Below are 246 nucleotides of genomic sequence, written 5' to 3' on the forward strand. Positions count from 1 at the left end.
TACAACAACGGGCCCACCGATCAGGGCATCGGGTGGACCGTGGTCGCCTCGCTGCAGCGGGTGGCAATCGGCTTTGGTCTGGCGGCGCTGGTGGGCGTACCCGCCGGATTCCTGATTGGCCGTTTTACCTTTATCGCGCACATGCCCAACCCGATCATCGCGTTGCTGCGTCCGGTCAGTCCACTTGCCTGGTTGCCGATTGGCCTGCTGCTGTGCCAGCGCGCTGAACCGGCATCAAGCTGGACC

General features: G+C 64.2%; 1 pseudogene. It reads left to right on the top strand.

Annotated elements, in window-relative coordinates:
* Positions 1-246 (top strand): annotated as a pseudogene (locus KVT28_RS26080) (nitrate ABC transporter, permease protein); the annotation flags it as partial.

It is taken from the genome of Pantoea sp. GbtcB22, assembly GCF_019091025.1.
In the GTDB taxonomy this organism is placed as follows: Bacteria; Pseudomonadota; Gammaproteobacteria; order Enterobacterales; family Enterobacteriaceae; genus Pantoea; species Pantoea leporis.